This is a genomic window from Parasphingopyxis sp. (assembly GCF_028279465.1).
Classification (GTDB): Bacteria; Pseudomonadota; Alphaproteobacteria; order Sphingomonadales; family Sphingomonadaceae; genus Parasphingopyxis.
Map to the genome: position 1 here is coordinate 87025 of NZ_JANQNS010000019.1, position 17992 is coordinate 105016.

Annotated in this window: 21 protein-coding genes; 11 read left to right on the forward strand and 10 right to left on the reverse strand. The window is 63.3% G+C overall.

Annotation, left to right across the window (positions count from 1 at the left end):
• Positions 1 to 71: 71 nt before the first annotated feature.
• The 3 genes from Q0974_RS15800 to Q0974_RS15810 all read right to left on the reverse strand — a co-directional run bounded on the left by Q0974_RS15800 (position 72) and on the right by Q0974_RS15810 (position 2415).
• Positions 72 to 1484: an MFS transporter gene (locus Q0974_RS15800; protein WP_299329575.1), complete on the reverse strand. Its 1413-nt coding sequence runs from the start codon at positions 1482 to 1484 to the stop codon at positions 72 to 74.
• 85 nt (positions 1485 to 1569) lie between these two features.
• Positions 1570 to 1770 (reverse strand): hypothetical protein, encoded by a 201-nt coding sequence (locus Q0974_RS15805; protein ID WP_299329577.1) that lies wholly within the window; start codon positions 1768 to 1770, stop codon positions 1570 to 1572.
• Positions 1771 to 1833: 63 nt separating this feature from the next.
• The gene (locus Q0974_RS15810) at positions 1834 to 2415 is read right to left on the reverse strand and encodes an HD domain-containing protein (protein ID WP_299329579.1); all 582 of its coding nucleotides are present in this window, start codon (positions 2413 to 2415) and stop codon (positions 1834 to 1836) included.
• 104 nt (positions 2416 to 2519) lie between these two features.
• On the opposite strand from Q0974_RS15810, the gene lgt reads away from it, so the two are divergent.
• The 5 genes from lgt to Q0974_RS15835 all read left to right on the forward strand — a co-directional run bounded on the left by lgt (position 2520) and on the right by Q0974_RS15835 (position 8177).
• Positions 2520 to 3398, forward strand: coding sequence for a prolipoprotein diacylglyceryl transferase (lgt, locus tag Q0974_RS15815; RefSeq protein WP_299329599.1), 879 nt, complete (start codon positions 2520 to 2522; stop codon positions 3396 to 3398).
• Positions 3388 to 4440, forward strand: a complete 1053-nt coding sequence (locus Q0974_RS15820; RefSeq protein WP_299329581.1) for an SAM-dependent methyltransferase — start codon at positions 3388 to 3390, stop codon at positions 4438 to 4440. Before lgt ends, Q0974_RS15820 begins: the two co-directional genes overlap by 11 nt.
• 69 nt (positions 4441 to 4509) lie before the next feature.
• On the forward strand, positions 4510 to 5274 hold the full coding sequence (gene pgeF / locus Q0974_RS15825; RefSeq protein WP_299329582.1) for a peptidoglycan editing factor PgeF: 765 nt from the start codon (positions 4510 to 4512) through the stop codon (positions 5272 to 5274).
• A 66-nt stretch (positions 5275 to 5340) separates the two neighbouring features.
• Positions 5341 to 6747: a DASS family sodium-coupled anion symporter gene (locus tag Q0974_RS15830; protein ID WP_299329584.1), complete on the forward strand. Its 1407-nt coding sequence runs from the start codon at positions 5341 to 5343 to the stop codon at positions 6745 to 6747.
• Between the two features lie 98 nt (positions 6748 to 6845).
• Positions 6846 to 8177 carry a cystathionine gamma-synthase family protein gene (locus Q0974_RS15835; protein ID WP_299329586.1) on the forward strand — a complete coding sequence of 444 codons (1332 nt, stop codon included), beginning with the start codon at positions 6846 to 6848 and terminating at the stop codon, positions 8175 to 8177.
• Positions 8178 to 8190: 13 nt separating this feature from the next.
• Here the strand turns inward: Q0974_RS15835 and Q0974_RS15840 are convergent, their stop codons facing one another.
• From Q0974_RS15840 to Q0974_RS15865, 6 genes are all read right to left on the reverse strand, one after another.
• Positions 8191 to 10185, reverse strand: a complete 1995-nt coding sequence (locus Q0974_RS15840) for a S9 family peptidase (protein ID WP_299329600.1) — start codon at positions 10183 to 10185, stop codon at positions 8191 to 8193.
• A 146-nt stretch (positions 10186 to 10331) separates the two neighbouring features.
• Positions 10332 to 11480, reverse strand: coding sequence for a GNAT family N-acetyltransferase (locus Q0974_RS15845; RefSeq protein WP_299329587.1), 1149 nt, complete (start codon positions 11478 to 11480; stop codon positions 10332 to 10334).
• Positions 11477 to 12196: a glycerophosphodiester phosphodiesterase family protein gene (locus Q0974_RS15850; protein ID WP_299329588.1), complete on the reverse strand. Its 720-nt coding sequence runs from the start codon at positions 12194 to 12196 to the stop codon at positions 11477 to 11479. Before Q0974_RS15850 ends, Q0974_RS15845 begins: the two co-directional genes overlap by 4 nt.
• Complete coding sequence (locus Q0974_RS15855) at positions 12189 to 12659, reverse strand: RidA family protein (protein WP_299329589.1); 471 nt, start codon at positions 12657 to 12659, stop codon at positions 12189 to 12191. The genes Q0974_RS15850 and Q0974_RS15855 overlap by 8 nt, the downstream gene beginning before the upstream one ends.
• Positions 12656 to 13279 (reverse strand): HAD family hydrolase, encoded by a 624-nt coding sequence (locus Q0974_RS15860; RefSeq protein ID WP_299329590.1) that lies wholly within the window; start codon positions 13277 to 13279, stop codon positions 12656 to 12658. Before Q0974_RS15860 ends, Q0974_RS15855 begins: the two co-directional genes overlap by 4 nt.
• Positions 13276 to 13551: a DUF3572 family protein gene (locus tag Q0974_RS15865; RefSeq protein WP_299329591.1), complete on the reverse strand. Its 276-nt coding sequence runs from the start codon at positions 13549 to 13551 to the stop codon at positions 13276 to 13278. The genes Q0974_RS15860 and Q0974_RS15865 overlap by 4 nt, the downstream gene beginning before the upstream one ends.
• A 39-nt stretch (positions 13552 to 13590) precedes the next feature.
• On the opposite strand from Q0974_RS15865, the gene Q0974_RS15870 reads away from it, so the two are divergent.
• The gene (locus Q0974_RS15870; RefSeq protein ID WP_299329592.1) at positions 13591 to 13953 is read left to right on the forward strand and encodes a response regulator; all 363 of its coding nucleotides are present in this window, start codon (positions 13591 to 13593) and stop codon (positions 13951 to 13953) included.
• Positions 13954 to 13995: 42 nt separating this feature from the next.
• Here Q0974_RS15870 and rpmG read toward each other — a convergent pair whose 3' ends face one another.
• Positions 13996 to 14163, reverse strand: coding sequence for a 50S ribosomal protein L33 (gene rpmG / locus Q0974_RS15875; RefSeq protein ID WP_299329593.1), 168 nt, complete (start codon positions 14161 to 14163; stop codon positions 13996 to 13998).
• 261 nt (positions 14164 to 14424) lie between these two features.
• On the opposite strand from rpmG, the gene Q0974_RS15880 reads away from it, so the two are divergent.
• The 5 genes from Q0974_RS15880 to Q0974_RS15900 all read left to right on the forward strand — a co-directional run.
• Positions 14425 to 14751, forward strand: a complete 327-nt coding sequence (locus Q0974_RS15880; RefSeq protein WP_299329594.1) for a hypothetical protein — start codon at positions 14425 to 14427, stop codon at positions 14749 to 14751.
• A gap of 12 nt (positions 14752 to 14763) precedes the next feature.
• Positions 14764 to 15330 (forward strand): TMEM165/GDT1 family protein, encoded by a 567-nt coding sequence (locus Q0974_RS15885; RefSeq protein WP_299329595.1) that lies wholly within the window; start codon positions 14764 to 14766, stop codon positions 15328 to 15330.
• A 121-nt stretch (positions 15331 to 15451) separates the two neighbouring features.
• On the forward strand, positions 15452 to 15943 hold the full coding sequence (locus Q0974_RS15890; protein WP_299329596.1) for a DNA starvation/stationary phase protection protein: 492 nt from the start codon (positions 15452 to 15454) through the stop codon (positions 15941 to 15943).
• 121 nt (positions 15944 to 16064) lie between these two features.
• Positions 16065 to 16562: a DUF6265 family protein gene (locus tag Q0974_RS15895; RefSeq protein ID WP_299329597.1), complete on the forward strand. Its 498-nt coding sequence runs from the start codon at positions 16065 to 16067 to the stop codon at positions 16560 to 16562.
• 45 nt (positions 16563 to 16607) lie between these two features.
• Positions 16608 to 17992: cisplatin damage response ATP-dependent DNA ligase (locus tag Q0974_RS15900; RefSeq protein ID WP_299329598.1), on the forward strand; the 1385-nt coding region annotated here is incomplete at its 3' end.

The following is a 17992-nucleotide window of genomic DNA, read 5'->3' on the forward strand; positions in this document are numbered from 1 at the left end:
ACGATGACGCTAGCCGCCCCGGAGAACAGGGCAGGAAACGGGTTACGCATCGCGGGTACGGCCGCGCGGGATCACGCCTTTTGCGCCGCCTCGACTTTCACAAAGGCCAGAAATGCGAGGCCGATGGCGAAGAGTATGGCGATCGATGCCATGCCGATCCGCTGGCTGTTGAACGCCGTCGTGAAGACCTGGACGAGCAGCGGGCCGAGCCACACCGTTATCGTACCGGCAATAGCGTACAGCCCGAAAAACTCGCCGGCGCGGCCGGGCGGCGCCAGCGTCACCAGCATCGTGCGGCTTGAGGAGATGCTCGCCGTCGCGGTCACTGCCAGCACGGCGGCAAGACCGAGATAAACGAGATCGGACAAGTCCTGAAATACGAGCCCCTCCCAGACCTGATAATTGTCGACCAAGCCGAAGAAGAGCGTCTCGTTGGTGACTGAAAGCTGCAGCGCAAGCACCGCGACCATGCCGAGAATCTCGATAATCAGCGCCATCTTCACGCCGACCTTATTGTCGAGCCAGCCGCCAACCAGCCCGCCGAGGAAGGCCCAGGCCGACGCGAAAATCGCATAGCCGGTCATTTCCAGAAATCCCCAGCCGAGGAACAGCGAGACATAGACCGCACCGAGCGCGAGCAAAGCCGCCATGGCATCGGCGTAGAACATCCGAGCGATCAGGAATTTCATCAGCTGCGCATATTTCGCCGCCTCACGCACGGTCCGTACGACGCTCTTTGCGCCATCGATCGTCGCCATCGTCCAGCTTGCGCCGGGCCGCCCCGGATCCTTGGCGTAGGCAAAGAATGGAATGGCGAAGAGCGCGAGCCAGACGGCGCATAGCGGGCCGGCAATGCGCATATGCTCGTAGCGCTCCAGATCGAAGCCGAATTGCGGCTCGGCAAACGGCCAGCCGATGGACCCGGGCAGCGCGAACAGCCCGACCAGCGCGATGAACATCAGCGTCGCCGCGAGATTGCCGAGACCGAGGCCCAGCCCGCTGATCATCGGCAGCGCTTCGGGCCGCCCGGCCGCCGGCAGCATCGAATTATGGGTCACCTCGGAATAGGTGTAGCTGACATAGGCGACGACGAGGATCGCCATCACCATACCGGTCGGCAGGCCCTCCTCGCCCGGAATCGCATACCAGAGCAGCCAGGACATGACGGCGATCGTGCCGAGCATGACGGCGAGGATCGGCTTGCGCCGCCCACCGCGATCGAGCGCGGCGCCGAGAAAGGGCGCGGTCAGCGCGGCGATCAGCCCGGCCCATTTGGTGACGGAGGCGATGGCCGCCTGCCCCCGGGCATTGGCCGTCTGCTGCGCGGTTTCGGCGTCCATCCCGTCCAGTTCGCCGCTCGCCAATATATCCGCGCCGACGATATCGCGCGCGAAATAGGGCGCGAAGATGTAGATGACGATCAGGATATAATAGGGATTGCGCGCCCATTCGAAGATCGCCCAGGCAAAGCCGGTCTTGCCCATCGCGCCGCCTTCACCGTGATGCGCCGCAGGCCGGGCGGCAACTGGCGAGGCTATATCCCCGCCGACCGGCGCTTCGGTCGCTATGTCAGCTATCCTCTATAAAATATTGCCCGTTATGCAGGCAGCGGCGCGGATAGCCCCGGACGACCGGATTGCCGGCCGCGGCGCAGCTGGCGAAATCGGTGACATAGCCGCGCTCAAGCTGCGCGGCCGTAGGGGTGGTCTGGCACGCGGCGAGCATTAAGAGGCCTGCTGCGCAACTGACGGCAATGGCAAAGTTGGACATACTGCTACCCCCTTGATCATCGCCGAGACTGCCGGAGCCTCGCACGATGCAGTCCGATCTGCGTCACATCATTTTCGGTGTGCCGAAGACCCGCATGATTTCGGGTTCGAAGCTCTCCAGACTATCCACCTCGAAATCGGGATCGAAAGCCGGAGCGTCCCATTCGTCGACGAGCTTGCAAGCGAGCGGATACCAGCTTTTGTCCTTGTGATCCTCGCGCAGCGTCGTCGACCGCCCAAGATAGTTGTAATAATAGGCGCCTTGGAAATCCTGGTGATATTTGATCACGTTGTAGAGATCGTCGCTCACATAGGGTTTCAGGATTTCCGCGGCGATCGCGCCATGATTGGGCACCGACATCGTCTTGCCGATATCGTGGCAGAGCGCGGCCACGACTTCCTCGTCGCTCGCGCCGGAGCGCCGGGCGAGCGTCGCCGTCATCAGGCTGTGCTGGAGTTGATCGCAACCGAAGCCGAGCGTCAGTTCGCCCAAATCTTCGAGATGCTTGAGAATGCGCTTGGGCGCATCGCTCTTATAGTGATCCTGATGCTCTTTCGCGATCACCATCCAATGTTCGGGCTTGCCGTCCTGCATCCGGGTAAAGGATTTGGCCGGTGCTTCCACTTCGGGTGCCTGGGTTGCCATTTTACTCTCTCCCGCGCCGATTGCCGACGGCGCTTTCCGTTTTCGTCCGCCACCATTATGAGGGCAAAAACGCAAGGGGGAAAGCCTTGGACTTTCTGGCACCGATACTCGCCGCAACACCGACACTGACGAACGACTATCTGAGGTTCGAGGATCTCGGGCTTTCACCGATCGCGCTCGACCTCGGTTTCTTCCAGCTCAGATGGTACAGCCTCGCCTATATTGCGGGCATCATCGTCGGCTGGTGGTATCTGCTCAAGCTGATCGCCCAGCCCGGCGCGCCGATGGCCAAGCGCCATGCCGACGATCTCGTCTTCTACGCAACGCTCGGCATCCTGCTCGGCGGGCGGCTCGGCTATGTGATCTTCTACAAGCCTATGGAATATCTGGAAAATCCGGCCGATATCATCCGGGTCTGGGACGGCGGGATGTCCTTCCATGGCGGGGTGATCGGGGTCAGCCTTGCTATCCTCTTCATGGCCCGCCGGAACAATCTGAGCTGGCTGCGCATCCATGATTATGTCGCCTGTACGATCCCCTTCGGCATATTTTTCGGACGCATGGCGAACTTCGTAAACGGCGAGTTATGGGGTCGCGAAACGACGGTGTCCTGGGCGATGCGTTTCGTGGAGGTGCAGAATGGCAATGCCGTGCTGGGTCCGCCCCGGCACCCGAGCCAGCTCTATCAGGCCGGGCTCGAGGGAATAGGCATTTTTTTGCTGTTCTGGTTCCTGTTCTGGAAGACGGATGCGCGCCGCTACCCAGGCATGCTGGTCGGCGCGTTCCTGACGAGCCTTGGCGCCGCGCGGTTCATCGTCGAGTTCTTCCGCCAGCCCGACGACCATCTCGGTCTGCTCAGCCTCGGTCTCTCCATGGGGCAATGGCTCACGATCCCGATGCTGATCGCCGGCATCTGGCTGATCGCGACCGCAAAAGGCCGCGCCGAAACCGTCAAGCCCGTGCCCGCGGCAGATGCCGACTGAGGCCAAACCGCTCGCCGAACGGCTGACAAGGCTGATCGCCGCCAACGGGCCGATCTCGCTCGCGCAATATATGGCCGAGGCCAATGCGCATTATTATGCAACGCGCGACCCGCTGGGCGCGGACGGCGATTTCGTGACCGCGCCCGAGATCAGCCAGATGTTCGGCGAGCTGGCCGGGCTGTGGCTCGCCGATCTCTGGACGCGCGCAGGATCGTCACAGAACGCGCACTATGTGGAACTTGGCCCTGGTCGCGGCACGCTAGCCGAGGACGCCCTGAGGGCCATGCGCGCCGCGCGGTTCGAGCCGCCGATCCATCTGATCGAAACGAGCCCTGTGCTCCGGCAAAATCAGGCGACGCGCCTCCCCACCGCGCGCTGGCATGACGATATCGACAGCCTCCCTGAATTGGGCCCATTGCTGGTCGTCGCCAACGAGTTTTTCGATGCGCTGCCGATCCGGCAGGTGATGCGCACCGATGGCGGATGGCATGAGGTGATGGTCGATTACCGGGACGGGAATTTCACGCCCGTCACATCCGGCCCCGCCCTCGACGATCTCGTGCCCGAACCATTGCGCGACGCGCCAGAGGGCAGCTTGATCGAGACCTCGCCGGCCATCGAAAGCGCCGCCCGCGCGCTGGCCGAACGCATCGCCAAACAGGGCGGCGGCGCACTGATCGTCGATTATGGCTATGAGGGACTCGCGACGGGCGACACGCTGCAGGCCGTATCGCGCCATGCGCATGCCGATATCTTCGCCGAACCGGGCGAACGCGATCTGACGGCCCATGTGAATTTTGCCGTATTGGAAACGATCGGACGCTCGGCAGGCGCAACCGTCCACGGTCCGATCGGGCAGGGCCAATGGCTCGAATCGCTCGGCATCGGCGCGCGGACGGCGGCGCTGGTCAAAGCCGCCCCGCATCGGCAGGCGGAACTCGTCGCGGCCCGCGATCGCCTGACCCGGCCCGATGAAATGGGCACGCTTTTCAAGGCGCTGGCGATGATCGGTCCGGACTGGCCCGCACCCGCCGCTTTCTGAATCCGCGCGTTGCAACGGCGGGAAACGCCGCTAAGAAGACCGGCCCGATCCATAGCGGGCAGGAGATTCATGGCCGCAAAAATCGAAGTCGTTCGCGCCGAGGCGCTCGATGGCGTCGCCCATGGCTTTCTGACGCGCACGGGCGGCGCATCCGCGGGTATCTACGAAAGCCTGAATGTCGGGCTGGGATCGGACGATATCAAATCGGATGTCGATACGAATCGGCGGCGCGCCGTCGAAGCCGTTGCGCCCGATGCGACACTGGTGACGCTGCATCAGGTCCATTCGTCCGATGCGGTCCATGTGACCCATGCCTTCCCGGACGATGACCGGCCCGAGGCCGATGCGATGGTCACCGATAAACCGGGCCTCGCGCTCGGCATATTGACCGCCGATTGCGCACCGATCCTGCTTGCCGACAAGCATGCCGGCGTGATCGGCGCAGCGCATGCCGGCTGGAAAGGCGCAATGACGGGTGTCGCCAAATCGGTCGTCGATGCAATGGAGGAACTGGGCGCCGAGCGGAGCCGGATCGCGGCGGCAATCGGCCCGTGTATCGGGCGCGGTTCTTATGAAGTGGACGATGATTTCCGCAAGCGCTTCGAAACCATCGAACCCGAGAATGAGCAATATTTTCGCGACGGCGCGCCCGGCCATCATTATTTCGATCTCGAAGCTTATGTCGCGGCTTGGCTCGCCTTTACCGGCGTGCAAACGGTCGAAGCGCTGAGCCTCGACACCTATGCCGATGAGGACCGTTTCTTCAGCTATCGCCGCGCGACGCACCGGAACGAACCCGATTATGGCCGGCAATTGTCGGTGATCGCGCTGTAAGCCTGTGCCGTTCGCGCTTTTGCGAACGGCATGAACAATGGTAGGCGATCGACGACGGAGGGCCGGATGACAGCGAAACGAGCGGGATTTTTCGGCGGCCTGACGCTGTTTACGATCCTACTGATGCTTCCGGCGCCCAGCGGCATGCCCGTCGAAGCGTGGCGCGTGACCGCACTGGTCGTTCTCATGGCGAGTTGGTGGATGACCGAGGCGCTGCCGCTGACGGCTACTGCGCTGCTGCCCTTCGTTAGCCTCCCTTTTATGGGTGTGATGACCACCGGCGAGGTAGCGAGCGCCTATTATTCGCCGATATTGTTCCTGATCCTGGGCGGCGCGTTTCTTGCGCTGGCCATCGAGCGCACCGGGCTCCATCGCCGCCTCGCGCTCGCGATTATCGGACGCGCGGGGAAGACGGCTTGGGGCCTGCTCTTCGCCTTCATGGCCGCGACGGCGATCCTCTCGATGATCGTATCCAACACCTCGACGACTTTGATCATGGTACCGATTGCCATCGCCGTACTGGCGGCGGGCGGCGTGGCAGAGGGCGAGACGAAAGGGTTCGCGGGCGCGCTGCTCATGGGGATCGCCTTTTCGGCATCGATCGGCGGGATCGGGACGCTCGTCGGTTCGCCGACCAACGCCATCGCCGCGGGCCTCATGAACCGCACCATCGGAACGGAAATCGATTTCCTGACCTGGGCGATGTTCGGCCTGCCGGTGGTCGCTATCGGCATCCCGCTATGCCTGTTCATCCTTATCCGCATGCAGCGCGTCGGCCGGGCGGCATTCGATACGGCGTCCGCGCAAGCCGCCATCGGCGATCCTGGAGAATGGTCAGGCGCGGAGAAGCGGCTGATGCCGGTGATCATGCTCGTGGTCGCGGGCTGGGTCGCACTGCCCCTGATCAAGGATTACCTGCCCGACGGCGCGATCCATGACGGCACGATCGCTATTCTCGGCGGGTTGCTGCTCTTCGTGCTGCCCGACGGCAGCGGACGGCCGATGCTCAACTGGCCGGAAGCCAATCGCGCACCATGGGACGTGATCATGCTGTTCGGCGGCGGCCTCGCGCTCGCCTCGGGCATCATGGCGTCCGGGCTCGGCGGCTGGCTAGGCGAGGCGCTGGAGCCGCTTCAGGCAGTGGACGTCATTATCATCGCGCTGGCCGTCACCGCACTCGTCGTGCTCGTCACCGAATTCGCCTCCAATGTCGCGACCGCCAGCGCCGTCATCCCGGTCGTCGCCGCGCTGATCGTGGCGACCGGGGCGGACCCGATGCTGCTCGCCATGCCTGCCGCGATGGCGGCGAGCTGGGGCTTCATGCTGCCATCGGGCACCGGGCCCAACGCCATCGCCTGGGCCTCCAATCACATCGCGCTGCCGAGCATGTTGAAATCCGGATTTCTGCTCGATATTTGCGGTATACCGATGATCGTCCTCGTGACATGGGGCGTAGTCGCTATGGCCGGTTGAGGGAGATGCGCGCCTGCGGAGGTTAGGCGCCCGGGCCCCGACCGCCCGAAAACCGAGCTCCTGCCTTCCTGGGAGCGTAAACTGGAAGGCCACTCCGCATGACCGACGGACCCGAAACCAATCCGCGCGACCTCACCGGCACGACCCCGCGCCGCAAGCCCAAGCCCGAGATCGAGAAGATCGGCAACCGCAAGCTGAAACCCGCCACGCTGATGATGGGCCATGGCTTCGATCCCGTGCTCTCCGAAGGCTCGCTCAAGCCGCCCATCTTCCTCACCTCGACCTTTGCATTCGAGAACGCCGCGGCCGGCAAGCGGCATTTCGAGGGGATTACCGGCAAGCGCCCGGGCGGCGCAGAGGGCCTTGTCTATTCGCGCTTCAACGGGCCGAACCAGGAAATCTGCGAAGACCGGCTCTCGGTCTGGGAAGAGGCCGAGGAAGCGCTCGTCTTTTCGAGCGGCATGTCGGCCATCGCCACCGTGCTGCTCGCCAACGTCCATCAGGGCGACGTCGTCGTCCATTCCGGCCCGCTCTATGCGGCGACCGAAACCTTGATCAACCGGGTGCTCGGCCGGTTCGGCATTACCTTTCTCGATTTTCCCGCCGGCGCCAGCCGCGAAGAGGTCGATGCGATCCTCGAAAAAGCCAAGAGCATGACGACGGGATCGGGCAAGGTCGCGATCGTCTATCTCGAAAGCCCGGCCAACCCGACCAATGCGCTCGTCGATATCGAGATGGTGAAAGAGGCGCGCGACACGGCCTTTGGCGCAGACGGCCCGCCGATCGCGATGGACAACACGTTCCTCGGACCCTTGTGGCAGCAGCCGCTCAAGCATGGCGCGGACATCACCATCTACAGCCTCACTAAATATGTCGGCGGGCATAGCGATCTCGTCGCGGGCGGCGTGATGGGATCCAAGGCGCATCTCGATCCGATCCGCGCGATGCGCAACACAATCGGCACGATCACCGATCCCAACACCGCCTGGATGCTGCTCCGCAGCCTCGAAACGGTCGAACTGCGCATGACACGGGCCGGCGAGAATGCCGAAAAGGTCTGCGAATTCCTGCGCGATCATCCCAAAGTCGAAGGCGTCGGCTATCTCGGATTTCTTGAGGAAGGCACAAGCCAGCGCGATATCTATGATCGCCACTGTACGGGTGCCGGCTCAACATTCTCGCTGTTCATCAAGGGCGGCGAAGAGGCGAGCTTCCGCTTCCTCGACGCCATGAAGATCGCCAAGCTCGCCGTCAGCCTCGGCGGCACCGAGACGCTGGCCAGCCACCCGGCGGCGATGACGCACCTGTCCGTGCCCGACGAACGCAAGGCCGCGCTCGGTATCACCGATAACCTCGTGCGTATCTCTATCGGCGTGGAAGATGCTGACGACCTGATCGCCGACTTCACACAGGCATTAGCGGAGGTTTAGGGGCCCAAGCCGGTCAGTCGGCCTCGCCCGTCCGATAACGGTTAAACCACGCCAATATCGCCGACGCCTTGGCCGCGCTTTGCGACGGGCGGGCGGTGAGGCCGCTATGGCTGGCACCCGGCACGCGGATCAGCGTCGTCGGCACACCTTCCATCCGCAGCGCCATATAATATTGCTCCGCCTCGCTGACTGGGGTCCGCTCATCCTCGCCGCCGACCAGCACCAGAGTCGGCGTTTCGACATTGCCAACGAGCGATAGCGGCGAGCGCGCCCAATAGGATTGCTGATCCTCCCATGGCAATGCGCCGAACCAATATTGGGCGACGAAGACCGGAATGTCGGAAACCAGCGCCTGGGTCGTCCAGTTGATCACGGGTTTTTGGGTCGCGGCGGCACGGAAACGGTTGGTGTTGCCGACGATCCAGGACGTCAGCACCCCGCCACCCGAACCGCCGGTCACGAACAGTTGATCCGGATCGACATAGCCATCGGCGATCACGCCATCCACGGCGCTCATCAGGTCATGATAATCGTCGCCCGGATAGGCATGGTGGATGAGGTTCGCGAATTCGGCACCATAGGAGGTCGAGCCGCGCGGGTTGACCGACAGCACGGCATAGCCGGCCGCGGCATAGAGCTGATTGTCGGTCGAGAAATGCGGGCCATAGGCGGCGAACGGCCCGCCATGGATTTCGAGGATCAGCGGGTGGCGTTGGCCCTCGACATGGGTCGGCGGCAGCGTCAGCCAGGATTCGATCCTGCGCCCGTCCACCGAAGACGTCGTCTCGACGCGGCGGACTTCGCCCATCGTCTTGGTTTCGAGCAGATTCGCATTGAGCCGCGTCAATTGCCGGCTGTTGCCGCCGCGCACGAGCACCACGTCCGCCGGGCGAGTCGCCGGGCCGCCCGTAATCACCAGCGTGCCATTGTCCGACACGCTGAACGCGCCGCCCGAATAGGGCCGGTCGAGCGTCGCACCGGTCAGCCCTTCAGCGACCGTGCGGATGCCGCCGGACAGAGAGACGCGCGCGACCTTCGTCTCGCCGAGATCGTCATAGGCGATATAGATAGACCGGCTGTCGGCCGACCAGGTCGCCGCATCGACGCTGCGGTCAAGCGATCCGGTGAGCACGCGCCGGTTCGATCCGTCGCGGTTCATCACATGCAAGAGCGTATTGTGATAGCCGAGCCGCTGATCGTCAAAACCGAGCCAAGCGATATAGCGCCCGTCCGGGGAAACGATGGGGCTAAAGTCCGGCCCGTCGCGATCCGTGAGCGCGCTGATCGTACTCGTCGCGACGTCGAGCGTATAGATTTCGCTCTCGATCGGATCGAGCTCCCAGTCCGCTGACCGGTTGCCGCTGAACAGGATCGTCCCGCCATCCGCCGTCCAAGATAGCGGGCCGCCATGGTGGAAATCGCCGAAACTCAATTGCCGCGCCGCGCCGCCATCGGCGGGAATGACAAAGATCTGGCTGTATCCGGGCTGGAGATAGCCGGCCCCGTCGGCCCGGTAGCGGATCGCGCTCGTCACTTCGAGCGGCTCGGCCCATTCCGCGCCCTCGGGCGTATCGGGCGCCGATCCGATTTGCTCCGGCGCGCCGGGAACTAGCATGTCATAGGCTATCCGGCTGCCATCCGGCGACCATGCGATGCTGCCGGGCGCGTTCGCAAGACCCGTGAGTCGCACCGCTTCCCCGCTTGCCATCCAGCGCACGAAGAGCTGCGAGGCTCCACCCTCGGCCGATGAGATATAGGCGAGGCGGCTGCCGTCCGGCGACCAGCGCGGGCTGCTATGAGAGCCCGGCCCGGCGGCAATCGGCATCTGATCGCCCGAGCGCGTATCGATCATCCAGATGGTCGGCCGGAACCGGTCTGTCGTGATATCGCCCGAGCGACGAACATAGGCGACCCAGCGCCCGTCCGGGCTGATCTGCGGATCGGCCGCGATTTCGAGCGAGAACAGATCCGCGCCGGTGAAAATGCGTTCCGGACCCGTATCCTGCATCGCCAATGCGGGTGCGGCGAAGAACAGCAGAACGGCCGCAAAAAATCGCTTGAACATTGGCATCCCCATTTTCCGTTTGCCGGACCGTAAAGCATATCGCGGCGCGACCCGCCATAGTGGCCGCTGCGAACCGCAACCGGCTTCGACTAACCGTCTTTCCGGAACGGGGTCATTTCGCCGAGAAATGCGATTTCGCGTTCGACAGCATGGCGTTCGGCGGCGAGGAAATCCGAAACAGCGTTGCGGAAACCGACATCCGGGAAATAATGGGCGGACCAGGTCGCGACGGGGCGATAGCCGCGCGCGAGCTTGTGTGAGCCCTGCGCTCCGGCCTCCACCCGTTTCAGCCCGCGCGCAATCGCAACGTCGATCGCCTGATAATAGCAGAGTTCGAAATGCAGGAACGGCACGTCGGCGAGGCAGCCCCAATAGCGGCCATAGAGCGTATCCGCGCCGATCAGGTTAAGCGCGCCCGCGATTGGTGCGCCGTCGCGCCGGGCGATCATCAGCAGCGTCCGCTCGCCCATCCGCTCGCCGAGCAGCGAGAAGAAGGCGCGCGTCAGATATGGCCGCCCCCATTTGCGCATGCCGGTATCCTGGTAGAAATCCCAGAAAATATCCCAATGGTCTTCGGTGAGATCGGCGCCGGTGACATGCTCGATCTCCAGCCCTTCGACGGCCCGCCGTCGTTCCTTGCGGATCGTCTTGCGTTTGCGCGAGGAGAGCGCGCCGAGAAACGCGTCGAAATCGGCATAGCCGTCATTTTCCCAGTGAAACTGGGTGCCCTCGCGGATCAGCCAGCCGGCATTTTTGAACCAGATGATCTCGTCTTCGGTGATGAAGGTCGCGTGGGCCGACGACATGCCATTGTCGCGCGTGATGGTTTCGAGCGCCGCGATCAGCGCCGGAATGCGGCCCGTATCTTTCGCCAGCAGCCGCCGCCCTGGCACCGGCGTAAACGGCACCGCGACTTGCAGCTTGGGATAATAGCGTCCGCCCGCCCGCTCCCAGGCGTCGGCCCAGGCATGGTCGAACACATATTCGCCCTGGCTATGGCCCTTGGCATAGGCGGGCGCGACGGCGTCGAGCGTTCCATCCGCACCCGCAATCGACACCGGCAGCGCCTGCCAGCCCGTGCCCGGCGCGACGCTGCCCGATTCTTCGAGGATGGAGAGGAAAGCGTGGCTGAGAAACGGATTGTCTTCGCCCGCACAGGCATCCCATTGGGCGGCGTCCAGCGACCGGACGCCATCGGCGATCCGCGCGACAAGCGGTTCGGGATCGCCCTCGCTCATGGATTCTCGTAGATGATCTGGTCGGCGCCCTCGGCCGCGCAGGCCCGTTCGCCCTCTGTCCGCACCGTCCAGGTGACTACGGGCACGCCCTTCTCACGCAATGAATCAGCGAAAGCCGAAGGCAGGTCGCGGATGTCATAGGCGAGGAAATGCGGTTCGGCCCGAAACACGGAGAGCGACCGCTGCATCGCGCCTTTCAGCCGGGCCGCAAGCGCGATCTCGTCATGCTCGGTAATCACAAGGCCACGCACGATGTCGGGCGCATTGCGCGCGAACCAGCGACCGACTTCGGGGTTGAACGACATGACCGCCGCCTCGCCGTCATAGTCGGCCAGCGCTTCGGCCACCGAGCGGCACAGCTTCTTCACCTTGCGACTCTTCGCCTTGAGTTCGATCAGTATCGGCGCGCGGCCGTCGATCAGCGCCAGCATCTCGGTCAGGCGCGGGATCGTCTCGTCACTGTCCTTGAACTTTATCTTTTGGAGCTTCGCGGCCTTGCGCTCGATGACCGGGCCAGATTTTCGCGTCAGGCGATCCAGCTCGTAATCGTGGAACACCATCGCGACGCCATCCTTGCTGACCTGGACATCGGTTTCGACACCATGGCCAGCAGCGATGGCCGCCTCGAACGCCGCACGGCTATTCTCCACCACGTCCGGCCCGTGCAGCCCGCGATGGGCATGCGGCGTGCGCGTGAGGAAGCCAAGATCAGCCATCGGTCACCGCAACGATCGCGTCGATCTCGACCGCAACACCCAATGGCAGCACCGGCACGCCGACCGCGCTGCGCGCATGGCGACCCGATTCGCCGAATATCTCCTGCATGAATTCCGACGCACCGTTCGCGACCTGCGCCTGATCGGTGAAGCGGGGATCGGAGTTCACGAACACGCCGAGCTTTACGATCCGTTCGACCCGGTCGAGATCGCCAAGCGCGGCCTTCATCTGGGCGACCAGCATCATAGCGCAGGCGCGCGCCGCCAGCTGGCCGAATGCAATGTCGCGATCCTCGCCAAGCCGGCCGCGCATCAGTTCGCCGGCATCGTCGAACGGCAACTGGCCGGAAATGTGCAAGAAACCGTTCTGCTCGACGGCGGACACATAGGCGGCAACGGGCGCTGCCGGCTTGGGCAGCGTCACGCCGATTTCGGCCAGCCGCGCTTCGATGGTGCCGCTCATGCCGATTCTCCTTCCGTAATCCGATCGATAATCCAGTGCCGGGCCTCGTGCCAGTCGTCGATCCGCGCATGGGCATGGTCGGCGGGCGGCACGTTCGGCGCGAGCGATGGCTCGGCGATCATGTGCAGCCGCCATACGCCCGGCGCGGTCCGTGCGACCGACTCATGATGCACGCCCAGATCGTCGACGAATAAGGCGACCGAAGGATCATGGTCGGCCAGCAATTGTTCGACCTTGTCGCCCTTACCGCCCTGGTTGGTGTGGACCGGGAATTCGATCCCGAAGCGGCGGAGCTGTTTGGCGCGCGCGGTGCGAAACTCGTCCTGTAGGTTTGTCAGGATGACGACCTCGGCATATTCGGAAATCGAGACCAATGCCTCGCTCGCTCCCGGAACGATCGTCTGGCGGTGCATCTCAGTATCGAAAAAGCCGTTGAGCAGCGGCCAGATTTCCTCACCCTGCAATGGCGGACTGCCGTCGCGCGGGCGGACCGCATCGATGAAGTTACCGCCCTCGAGCACGAAGTCGAGATCATGCGCCTCATCCAGCCAGTCGCCGAAATGGCTGACCATGTGCAGTAGCACCTCGTCGCAATCGCAGATGACGAGCGGACGGTTCATACTTCCAGTTTCCTTCGGGCCGTTACCAGCGCCTCAGGTGGCGATCCGATGGCCTCCGCGCAAGCGACGAGATCGGGTTCATGGGCTTCGAGGAAGCGCAGGATCGCGGCCAGCGTCGCTGGTTCGCCGAGCGCGCCGCGCAGATGATCGGCGGTCAGCCCGGTCAGCGCAAGCAGTCGCTGCGCCCGATCTTCCTCGCCCAGCGTCCAGGCCAGCGCGCGCAGGGCCAGCGCTGCAGCATCGCTATCTGCGTTTGTATCGCCCTGCGTCATCGCCTAGACATTTTCCCGAACAATCGATCGGGGTGGGACGTGGCGAAAAAGGTGCTGGTTGTCGAGGATAACGACCTCAACCGAAAACTTTTCTGCGATCTGCTGCGCGCGCATGATTATGAGCCCGAACCGCTGAGCGACGGCCGCGAGGCGCTGGCAACGGCCAAGGCGAAAGCGCCGGACCTGATTATCATGGATATCCAGATGCCGCATGTCAGCGGGCTCGACCTGATCGGCGCGCTCAAAAGCGATGCCGGGCTGAAGACGATTCCGATCATGGCCGTCACCGCCTATGCGGCCAAGGGCGACGAAGAGCGGATACGCGAAGCGGGCGCGGAGAGCTACGTCTCCAAGCCGATATCGGTCGTCAAATTTATCGAGGAAGTGAAAACGCTGGCCTGAATACCGATCTGAGCGCCGACAGGGTTCGCCGGGAAGGCAAGCCTATTTGATCTTGGCTTCCTTGAACTCGACATGCTTGCGCGCGATCGGATCATATTTCCGCATCACCATCTTTTCCGTCAGGTTGCGCGGATTCTTCTTCGTTACGTAGAAGAAGCCCGTACCTTCCGAGCTGACAAGTTTGATTTTCACGGTCGCCGGTTTGGCCATGACCCTTACCTTTTCAACAAAATCGATGTCGGGGGCGCGCGGATGGAGATTCTGCCATCGTCTGCCCGAAGCGCGGCCATCTGCCCGCAAGAGGCGCGATTGTCAAGGCGATCGGGCGGTTTTCGTGATGAATCAGGCGCGAAAGAGCGGATGAAGCACGGCACCCGACCGCCTGCTCAGCACGCCGAAATCCAATCCCGTTAACGATTGGATAACCATAAGGGCGCAGAAAGGGCTTCGGGACATAAAGGAGCGATAGCGATGCAGCTTCACAATGACGCACAGATGCCGATCGGCGCCGATCTTTACGCGCAGATCGAACAGCTCGAACGCGATTGCCGGTCGATGACGCTGCCCGCGCTGCATGAAGCCATCGACGAGATCCGCGCACAGGCCGTCGCCCATCGCCTCGTCGCGCTAGAGGGCATCGCTCATGCGTTCGAACGGTCCATCGCCCGCAACCGCAACGCGACCGCCTTCGGCCTCTATTTTGACCAGCTCAAACTGGCGACCGGCTGTATCGAAGCGGATAGCGACAAGGCGCGCGATGCGATGCTCGCGGCGATTTCGGTGCGCCTCACCGGCTAGACCAGCCCCGCGATGGACATATTTTTCCTTCCCCTGCTCGCCGCGGCGCTCGCCGAATGGGGAGACAAGACCCAGATTCTCGCGATGCTGCTGGCGGCCCGCTTTGCGCGGCCGATCCCGGTCTTCATCGGCGTCGGCGCGGCCATAATCGTGCATATGAGCCTGGCCGCATTCGGCGGGTCGCTGCTCACCGCGATGATCACGCCGGACGCGATCCAACTCTTTCTCGGGCTTGGTTTCCTCTTCGCCGGAGTCGCGGCCTTTCTGCCATTTTCCGATCCGGATGCCGATGGTTATTGGAATCTCGGCGCCGTGCTGACGAGCTTTTTCGCCTTTCTCACCGTCGAATTCGGCGACAAGACGCAGTTCATCACCGCCGGTTTCGGCGGCACCTCGCCGAGCTGGCACTTTACGGCCGCGGGCGCCAGCCTTGGTGTCATGATCGGCATCGCACCCGCCATCCTGCTCGGCACGGCGCTGCGCGAGACACTGCCCCTGACGCTGATCCGCCGCACCATTGGCGCGCTGTTCCTGTTCATATCATCGATTATTGCGATCAATGTTTTTGCATTGATCTAATCAGTCGATCACTGCCAGAAAGAGATTTGCCCCAAAAGACACGGGTTTTGACGGACCTGAATGCCTATATGAGCGTTGAAGATACCGAGTATCGAAAACGCATATCAACAGGAGGCAAATCATGGGCGAAGCCAATCTCGCGACACCGACCGATCTCAACGACAACAAGCTGCGAGACGTCGCCAGTGCGTTGAACCGCATTCTTGCGGACAGCTATGCGCTGTATCTGAAAACGAAGAATTTCCACTGGCACGTCTCGGGCCCGCATTTCCGCGACTATCATTTGATGCTCGACGACCAGGCGGCCGCGATCCTCGCCACGACCGACGACATCGCCGAGCGCGTGCGCAAGACCGGCGGCACGACGCTGCGTTCGATCGGCGACATCGCGCGGCACCAGACGATCGCCGATAATGACGAAGATTATGTCAGCCCCGGCGATATGCTGACCGAGCTGCGCGAAGACAATCTGAAGTTGGTCGAAGCGCTACGCGAAGCCAAGGCAGCAGCCGAGGCGGCCGGCGACAATGCGACCGACGGTTTACTCGACGACTGGACGGATCAGGCCGAAGAACGCGCCTGGTTCCTGTTCGAAGCCGGCCGCGCCGCCTGAACCGGCGGATCACCGAGAACCGAGGGGCTGGTCCTGTTGGACTGGCCCCTTTTTCGTTGCCCGGACCGCAGCCCCAGCATAAAGGTGAGGTATAAAAACAAGACCGAGGGGAGTGTGGATCATGAAAAAGCTTATCGTCCTGATGGCGCTGCTGCTGCCGTCGTCGCTGCTGGCCGAAAATGTGCGATCGCTGGGCGACGGCGCGTCGCCGCCCGCCACGCTGGATCAGATCGCCTGGCTTGAGGGGCGTTGGCAGGGCACGGGGCTGGGTGGCGAGAGTCATGAGGCGTGGCTGCCCGCCGTTAACGGCCAGATGGCCGGCGTCTTCCATCAGAGCAGTAACGGCGAACTGCAATTCTATGAAATCCTACAGTTCGTGGAGCGCGACGGCTCGCTCGTGCTGCGGCTCAAACATTTCAACCGGGATCTGTCGGGCTGGGAGGACAATAGCGCGGAATCGGCCGTCGAATTCCCGCTCGTCGCGATCGAGGGCGACACCGCCTATTTCTCCAGCCTGACCTATGAGCGCGTCGGCGAGGACGGGCTGAATATCTATCTGCGGCTGCGCAGCGGCGACGAAACGCGGGTGGAAACCTTTACGCTGACGCGGATCGACTAGCCCTGCCCTAGCGGATCGCGTTCGGCCGGTCCTATATGATCGGTCATGCGCCGTTTTGCCCAGCTTCTCGACCGGCTCGTCTATACGCGATCGCGCAACGCCAAATTGCGACTGATCGGCGATTATCTGGGATCCACGCCCGATCCGGACCGGGGCTGGGCGCTGGCCGCGCTGACCGGCGCAGTCGACATACCCGGCGTCAAACGCGCGGCGGTCAACGCCATTGTCAGCGAGCGTGTCGATCCCGTCCTGTTCAAGATGAGTCGCGATTATGTCGGCGATACGGCCGAGACGGTGTCGCTGATCTGGCCGGCGCGCGAACCGGCAGAGGGCGACGGCGCCGATCTGGGTCTTGCGGCGGTGATCGAAAGGCTGCTCGCACTTGGTCGCGCCGATGCGCCCGCCGCGCTCGCCGATATGCTCGACCGCCTCGATCCGCCGGGCCGCTATGCGCTGCTCAAGCTGGCGATGGGCGGTCTACGCGTCGGCGTCTCGGCGCGGCTCGCCAAGACCGCCTTCGCCCAGGCTTTCGATCTCGATGTCGAAGCCGTGGAGGAGGTGTGGCACGGGCTGAAGCCGCCCTACCCCGAACTGTTCGAATGGGCCGAGGACGGCGCGCAACCTTCCATCGAAGACATTCCGGTATTCCGGCCCTTCATGCTCGCGCATCCGCTGGGCGAGACGACGGTGTCGATGGACGAGTTCGCCGCCGAATGGAAATGGGACGGCATTCGTATCCAGCTCGTCCATGTCGCGGGCGAGACACGCCTGTTCAGCCGCACGGGCGATGATATCTCACACAGCTTTCCCGATATCGCCCAGGCTTTTCGCGAGACCGGCGCGCTGGACGGCGAGCTGCTGGTCCGCGGTGAGGCACAAGGCGGCGCCGAGGGCGGGGCAGCGAGCTTCAACGCGCTGCAGCAGCGGCTCGGGCGGAAGAATGTCTCGGCAAAGATGCAGGCGGATTATCCGGCCTTTGTCCGGCTCTACGATATTCTCTTCGACGGCGGCGAGGATCTCCGCGCCCTGCCCTGGACGGAGCGGCGCGAGCGGCTCGAAGCCTTTATGCCGCGCCTGCCCGACGACCGGTTCGATCTCTCCTCGACGATCGAGGCCGATGATTTCGCAGCGCTGGCGGCCTTGCGCGAGGGCGCGCGCGATGCGGCGATCGAGGGCGTCATGCTCAAGCGGCGGGACAGCAAGTATCTAGCGGGCCGCAAGATCGGGCTCTGGTATAAATGGAAGCGCGATCCGCTGATCACCGACTGCGTGATCATGTATGCGCAGCGCGGTTCGGGCAAACGCTCGAGCTTCTATTCCGACTATACTTTCGGCTGCTGGACGGATGACGGAGAGCTCTATCCGGTCGGCAAAGCCTATTCGGGCTTTTCCGACACGGAGCTCAAATGGCTCGACCGGTTCGTGCGGAC